Raw genomic sequence first — 6,833 nt, forward strand, 5'->3', positions numbered from 1 at the left:
GGAGATGTGCATAAGAGACAGGTGTTGGCGAACGCGGTGGCGGCGGCGAGGAGGGCGGCGGCGAACACGGTCTTCATGGAAAGCTCCGTCGGGGGAGTACGACGCGGGATTGCGTCGCTGTGTGCCCCGTCCCTTGAGCAGCCGGCGTGCCAGCGGGGCCTCCAGAGGGAAGCGCCGATGTGGGAGGCGCGAGCCGTGGGGAGAAACTCCCCGAAGGGCTGTGGAAGCATGGGGGCCTGCTCCCCAGACGAGCACATGTCGCTTTGACGGCACCGGGGCAGTTGAGCAAGCTGCACGCGTCACCCGATTGCAGGGTGGCGCACCCCGGGTCCCTCGCCGCGCATGGCGCGCGGCCGCGGCGCGGGAGAGACGGTGTATGCGGTACCTGCGGCTCGTGACGGCGGTCGCCTGGCTTGGCCTCGGATGCGCGGGAATCCCTCCCGAGCGGCTGGAGGCCCAGGTGCTGGAGACAGAGCGGTGGCGGCGCGAGGCCGAGGCCGAGCGCGAGCGCACCGAGGCGCTCGCCGCGCGCATGGCGGCGCTGGAGTCCGCCATGGAGCGGCTGACGCTGGAGCGCGCCGAGGCCGAGCAGGGACGCGCGGCGGTGCTGGAGGAGCTGGTGCGCACCGAGGCGGACCGGCACGCGCTGGAGGAGCACAACGCGCAGCTGCTCGCGCTGGAGCGCCAGCTCAACGAGCTGAAGGAACTGAAGGAGATGCACGAGGAGCTGTCGGAGGTCTGGTACGAGTCCGCGCTGGAGCGCGCCCGCCGGCGCCTGCCTCCGAAGGACGCCTCGGCCCCGCCGGCCACCAACACCGGGACGGCGGCTCCCTGAGCAGGCTCTGGCGGCCTCGGCGACACCGGGCCGTCATGGTAGAGGACCCGTCCCTGGTGAGTTCCCGCACGCCCATCCGTGGCTACCGCGCCGGCTTCTTCTTCGTGGTGGCACTGCTGTCCGCCGTTACCGCCTTCACGCTGTGGACGGAGGTCCGCACCGGAAGGCAGGTGGACGCGCTCGTCCAGGAGGCGCTGGCGCGCGCGGGCCTCATCGGCCGCATCCGCGTGGACGCGCTGTCCCTGGAGTCGGCGATTGAAGCGCACGTGCGCGCCACGGACGACGCCGAGCGCGCCGCCGCGGACGCGGTGATGGAGGAAATCCTGGCGGACATCCGCTCCGCGTCGGAGGCGTATACGTACAACCTGCCGCCGGGCGAGAAGGCCGTGTGGCTGCGCTTCAACGCCGCGTGCCAGGGGCTGGCGGACCAGGTGCGCGCGGCGGCGGTGTTCTCGCAGCGGCGCGAGGGAGAGCGGGCGCGGCGCCACCTGGCCGAGCGCATCCGCCCCCTGGCCGCGGAGCTGGACGCGCTGGCCGGCAAGCTGGCGCAGGAGAACGCGGACGAGGCGCGCCGGCTGGTGGGACGGCTGGCGGACCTGCGCGTGCGCACCACGGCCTTCGGCGCCGCCGTCACGCTGCTGGCCATCCTCCTGTCGCTGGCGGTGGGCCTGCGCATCACCTCCCTGCTCAAGCGACAGGACGCCACCATCCAGGGACAGCTGGAGGAGCTGGGCCGCCACAACCAGGAGCTGGACGCCTTCACCCGGCGCGTGGCGCACGACCTCATCTCGCCGCTGGCGCCGCTCAAGGGCTACCTCACGCTCATCCGCCGCACGGGCGCGGTGAAGGACGCGGGCGCGCTGGAGATGCTGGCGCAGTGCGAGTCCAGCGCGGTGCGCATGGGCGAGCTGATTGAAGCGCTGCTGCGCTTCTGCCGCGCGGGCACGCGCGGAGAGCGGATGGTGGCGGAGCTGGACACGGCCGTCACCACGGTGCTGCTGGAGGTGGCGCAGACGGCGGCGGCGCAGGGAGTGGCGCTGGAGCGCTCGCTGGAGCCCGGCGTGGCGGTGGACTGCCCGGGCCAGCTGTTGCAGGTGAGCGCGCGCAACCTCCTGACGAACGCGGTGAAGTACACGGCGGGCCGGCCGGAGGCGAAGGTGCGGGTGCGGGTGGCGTCCGAGGGGAACGAGGCGGTGCTGGAGGTGGAGGACAACGGCATCGGCATGTCGTCCACGACGCTGGCCTCGCTGTTCCAGCCCTTCTTCCGCGCCGCCGAGGTGCGGAGCCTGCCGGGCCATGGCCTGGGGCTCGTCACCACCAAGCGCGTGGTGGAGGCGCACGGCGGCACGCTGGTGGTGCGCTCGGAAGAGGGGAAGGGCACGCATGTCGTGGTGCGCTTCCCGCGCGAGGTGCGCCCGGTGGCGGCGGGTGGCACCGGTGACGCCCAGGCTTCCTCCTCCGCCGCTGGAATGCGCAAGGTCGGCACATGAGCACTTCCCGCATCCTCGTCGTGGACGATGACCCCCAGGCTCGTGATCTGCTCCAGCGACTGCTGGGCACCCTGGGAGAGGTGACGCAGGCGCCGGACCCGAAGCGGGCGGCGGAGCGGCTCGCGGAGGGGCCGTTCGACCTGGTGATGACGGACATGGCCATGCCCGAGCCGGGGGACGGCCTGAAGGTCCTCCAGGCGGTGAAGGGCCAGTCGCCGGACACGCCCGTCATCGTGGTGACGGCGTTCGGCAACATCGAGGGGGCGCTGGACAGCATCCAGCAGGGCGCCTTCGACTACCTGGCCAAGCCGTTCGACGTGGACGCGATTCTCCGCGTGGCGAGGCGCGCGCTGGAGCAGAAGCGGCTGGTGGAGGAGAACCGCACGCTGCGGCAGCAGGTGGAGCGCACCTCGCTGGTGCTGGTGGGGCGCAGCCCCGCGCTGCTGGAGGTCTACAAGCAGGTGGCGCGCGCGGCGGCCAGCAACGTGCCGGTGCTGATTACGGGCGAGACGGGCACGGGCAAGGAGATGGTGGCCCGGGCGCTGCACAAGCGCTCGCCGCGGGCCTCCGGGCCCTTCATCCCCGTGGACTGCGGCGCCATCACCGAGTCGCTGATGGAGAGCGAGCTGTTCGGCCACGCGAAGGGCAGCTTCACGGGTGCCTCGGGCGCGCGGCGGGGCGTCTTCGAGGAGGCCAGCGGCGGCACGCTCTTCCTGGACGAGATTGGCGACGTGGGGATGAAGGTGCAGTCGCAGCTCTTGCGCGTGCTGCAGGAGGGGGAGATCCGCCGCGTGGGCGAGAGCGTGCCCGTGAAGGTGGACGTGCGGGTGGTGGCGGCGACGAACAAGGACCTGAAGGCGCGCGTGGCGGAGGGCCTCTTCCGCGAGGACCTGCTGTACCGGCTGGACGTGGTGCACCTGCACCTGCCGCCGCTGCGCGAGCGGCGCGAGGACGTGCCGGCGCTGGTGGAGCACTTCGCGGCCCGTCACGCGCGCGGCGGAGCGAGGCCGGTGGTGACGCCCGAGGCGATGGCGCGGCTGACGGGCTACGACTGGCCGGGCAACGTGCGGCAGCTGGAGAACGTGGTGGCGCGGGCGCTCGCGCTCAATGTCACGGGCGTGCTGGGCCCGCAGGACTTCCCGGAGCCCATCGGCGAGGCGACGCAGAAGCTGACGGGGCTGGCCGGAGACATGCCCAGCCTCGCCGAGCTGTCACGCCGTTATGCGGCGCATGTGCTCCAGCACGTGGGTGGCAACAAGAGCGAGGCGGCGCGCCTGCTCGATGTGGACCGCAAGACGCTCTACAAGCTGCTGGAGGCGCCGGGCACGGAGGCGGAGTCGTAGCGGCGGTCCGACGCCCCGCCGAGAAGCTCGGCTGTCCGAAACATGTTTGTCCTCCCATGAGTCGTCCCATGCGCGGGAGGTCCCTGTCTCCCTGACTGCTGGACAGAAGAAGATGGGGGGCCTTGTGGATTGCAGTGCGAGGTGCCAAGCAGCCTGAGTATCCCCCCAGGTGGAGTGGGTTGAACCCAGGGTTCCCGCCTCGCTCCGGCTCCGCATGACTCCAGCTCCGTCCGTCTCCCACTTCCGTCACGTCATCGAGCAGCTGCTGGTGCTGGAGCGCGAGCGCTCCCTGAGAGAGGCGGCCCTGGATGACCGGGACCTCGTGGAGAAGCTGCTGGCGACGGTGGACACGGCGCCGGTGCTCCTGTCGTACGTGGACACGGACGAGCGCTACCGCTTCTGCAATCAGAGCTACGAGCGCTGGTTCGGAGCGTCTCGTGAGCAGGTGGTCGGCCGCGCCGTGCGCCAGGTGGTGGGGGATGCGGGATACGAAACCATTCGCGAGCAGGTGAGGGCGGCCCTGTCCGGACGCAGGGTCCGCTTCGAGCTCGCCGTCCCCTACCGTGATGGCGGCACCCGGGTGGTGCAGGCGGACTACCTGCCGCACGTCGATGCCAACGGCCACGTCGCCGGCTTCGTGGCCATGGTGTCGGATGTCACGGAGGCGCGGCGGGGAGAGGAGGCCGAGCGCATCGCGCACCAGCTGCGCGACAGCCAGGATCGGCTCAGGCTCGCCCTGGAGGCCGCGGCCCTGGGCACGTGGGACCTGGACTACACCACGGGCCAGCGCAACTACAGCGACCGCGCGCTGGAGCAGCTGGGCCTCGCGCCGGGCACGCCCCTCACGTCGGAAATCCTGCGCTGGTGCGCGCCGCCCGAGGACCACCCGCGCCTGGACGCCGCCCTCCAGGCCGCGCATGACCCGAACGGCGATGGCGCCTTCCGCCTCGAGTTCCGCGTGGTGGGTCCCCGGGTGCCCCGGGAGCGCTGGCTGCTCGCGCGCGGGCAGGTGCACTTCAACGCGCAACGCCGCCCGTTGCGCATCGTCGGCACCCTGCAGGACATCACCGAGAACCGGCGGGCGCGGCTGCGCGCGGACCGGCTGGCGGCGGTGTCCTCCGCGCTGTCCCGGGTGCTGAGCCCCGAGGAGGTGGCCAGGGTGGTGGTGCGCGAGGGGGCCGCGGCGCTGGAGGCGGTCGCCGCCTCGCTGGTGCTGCTGAGCGAGGACGGCACCGCGTTCGAGCTGCGCGCCGCGCACGGCTTCCCCGAGGGCACCCTGGGCGTCTGGCAGCGCTTCCCCGTGGACACGGCCGTCATGTACCGGGACGCCGTGCGCACCGGGAAGCCCGTGCTGTATGCGGACCTGGACGCCTACCTCCGGGACTACCCGGAGCGCAGGGGCTCACCGACCCTGCTGGGGCGCGCCTTCGCCGCGCTGTCGTTGACGGTGGACGGGCGCGTGCTCGGCGCCTTCGGTTTCATCTTCTCGCACGAGCAGGACTTCGAGCCGGAGATGCTCCAGTTCATGGAGTCGCTCGGCCAGCAGTGCGCCCTGGCCCTGGAGCGTGCGCGCCTCTACGACGCCGAGCGGCGGGCACGCGCGGAGGCCGAGCGGCTGAGGGACCGGCTCGCCACCGAGCGCAGCCTCCTGGAGGCCGTGCTGGACCAGCTGCCGGTGGGCGTCGTCATCGCCGAGCCCGGAGGACGGCTCGTGCGTGGCAACTCCGCCATCGAGACCATCTGGGGTCACCCCTACGTGGCCTCGGAGGACATCCCCGGCTACGTGGCCTACCAGGGCACCCGTCCGGACGGCACGGCCTACGCGCCCCACGAGTGGCCGCTGGCGCGCGCGCTGATGCATGGCGAGACGGTGCTGCGCGAGCCGGTGCGCCTGCGCATGCGGGATGGCAGCGCGCGCCACATCGACCTCAGCGCCACGCGGGTGCAGGACGCGGAGGGGCGGGTGGTGGCGGCGGTGGCGGTGTCCACCGACGTCACCGCGCACCACCAGATGCGGGAGGCCCTGCGGCGCGAGGCGGAGGTACGCGACCGGCTGATGGGCATCGTGGGGCACGACCTGCGCAACCCGCTGCAGGCCATCGCCACCTCCGGCACGATGCTGCTTCGCGACAGCCCGCCGGACTCGTCCCAGCACAAGCGCGCCTCCCGCATCATCACCAGCGTGCGGCGCATGGACCACCTCATCCGCGACCTGCTGGACTTCGCGCGCGCGAGCCAGGGCGGCACGCTCCCCATCCAGCGCCAGCGGATGAGCCTGGACGATGCCTGTCACATCATCGTCGACGAGCTGCTGGCCGCGTACCCGGAGCGCGACATCCACCTGGACCTGCGCGGCGACCTGACGGGACAGTGGGATTTGGACCGGCTGGTGCAGTTGCTGGGCAACCTGGTCGTCAACGCCTTCACCCACGGCGCCAAGGGCGTCCCCGTGGAGGTGCGGGCGGACGGGACGAACGACGAGGTGGTGCTGGAGGTGGCCAACGCGGGCAACCCCATTCCTCCCGCGCTGCTGCCCCGCATCTTCGAGCCCTTCACCCGCGCGGCTGTCGGCGGTGACTCGCTGAAGGGCGTGGGGCTGGGCCTCTTCATCGTGCACGAAATCGTCACCGCGCATGGTGGCCGCATCCAGGTGACGTCCACCCGCGAGACGGGCACGGTGTTCCAGATGCGGCTGCCCCGCGGCTCCCGGCGCTGAAGCGCGGAGCCGTGCCTCAGGCCACGTCGCGGCGCCGCTTCGGCTGGGACTCCAGGAAGGCCACCAGCGCCTCCAACTGCACGGGCTTCACGAAGTGGCGCTGGAAGCCCGCGGCCTCGCTGCGGCCGCGGTCCTCTTGTTGGCCATAGCCGGTGAGGGCGGCGAACGCGGGGCTCGCCGGGCCCAGGCGCTCGCGGATGAGCGCGGCCAGCCCGTAGCCGTCCACCTCCGGCAGGCCGATGTCCAGGATGGCCACGTCGGGGGTGAAGACCTCGAGCCGCTGGAGCGCCCGAGGGGCGTCGTGCGCCATGGCGACCTCGTAGCCGGACATCTCCAGCAGGTCCGCCAGGGCCTCGGCCGCGTCCACGTTGTCGTCCACCACGAGCACCCGGGTCCGCGCGGTGGCGGGCGCCTCGGGCGGGGGCGTGGCGCGCGCCACCGCGCGGACC

5 protein-coding genes are annotated in these 6,833 nt (G+C 72.4%); 4 read left to right on the forward strand and 1 reads right to left on the reverse strand.

The genetic code is table 11. From position 1 onward, the window contains the following. Positions 1–376 precede the first annotated feature (376 nt). The 4 genes from HG543_RS49940 (at position 377) to HG543_RS49955 (ending at position 6,384) form a co-directional block, all read left to right on the forward strand. The gene (locus HG543_RS49940) at positions 377–835 is read left to right on the forward strand and encodes a hypothetical protein (protein ID WP_169352044.1); all 459 of its coding nucleotides are present in this window, start codon (positions 377–379) and stop codon (positions 833–835) included. A 53-nt stretch (positions 836–888) separates the two neighbouring features. Next, positions 889–2,325 (forward strand): sensor histidine kinase, encoded by a 1,437-nt coding sequence (locus HG543_RS49945; protein WP_169352048.1) that lies wholly within the window; start codon positions 889–891, stop codon positions 2,323–2,325. Next, positions 2,322–3,668: a sigma-54-dependent transcriptional regulator gene (locus HG543_RS49950; protein ID WP_169352045.1), complete on the forward strand. Its 1,347-nt coding sequence runs from the start codon at positions 2,322–2,324 to the stop codon at positions 3,666–3,668. Before HG543_RS49945 ends, HG543_RS49950 begins: the two co-directional genes overlap by 4 nt. A gap of 214 nt (positions 3,669–3,882) precedes the next feature. Beyond that, entirely contained in the window at positions 3,883–6,384 is a 2,502-nt protein-coding gene (locus tag HG543_RS49955) for a PAS domain-containing sensor histidine kinase (RefSeq protein WP_169352046.1), read from the forward strand. A 16-nt stretch (positions 6,385–6,400) separates the two neighbouring features. Here HG543_RS49955 and HG543_RS49960 read toward each other — a convergent pair. Further along, on the reverse strand, positions 6,401–6,833 hold a 433-nt coding region (locus HG543_RS49960), incomplete at its 5' end, for a response regulator (protein WP_169352047.1).

Source organism: Pyxidicoccus fallax (assembly GCF_012933655.1).
Classification (GTDB): domain Bacteria; phylum Myxococcota; class Myxococcia; order Myxococcales; family Myxococcaceae; genus Myxococcus; species Myxococcus fallax.

Coding starts and splice junctions, on each gene's coding strand:
- HG543_RS49950 (WP_169352045.1), top strand. CDS start 2,322: ATGAGCACTTCCCGCATCCTCGTCGTGGACGATGACCCCCAGGCTCGT.
- HG543_RS49955 (WP_169352046.1), top strand. CDS start 3,883: ATGACTCCAGCTCCGTCCGTCTCCCACTTCCGTCACGTCATCGAGCAG.
- HG543_RS49940 (WP_169352044.1), top strand. CDS start 377: ATGCGGTACCTGCGGCTCGTGACGGCGGTCGCCTGGCTTGGCCTCGGA.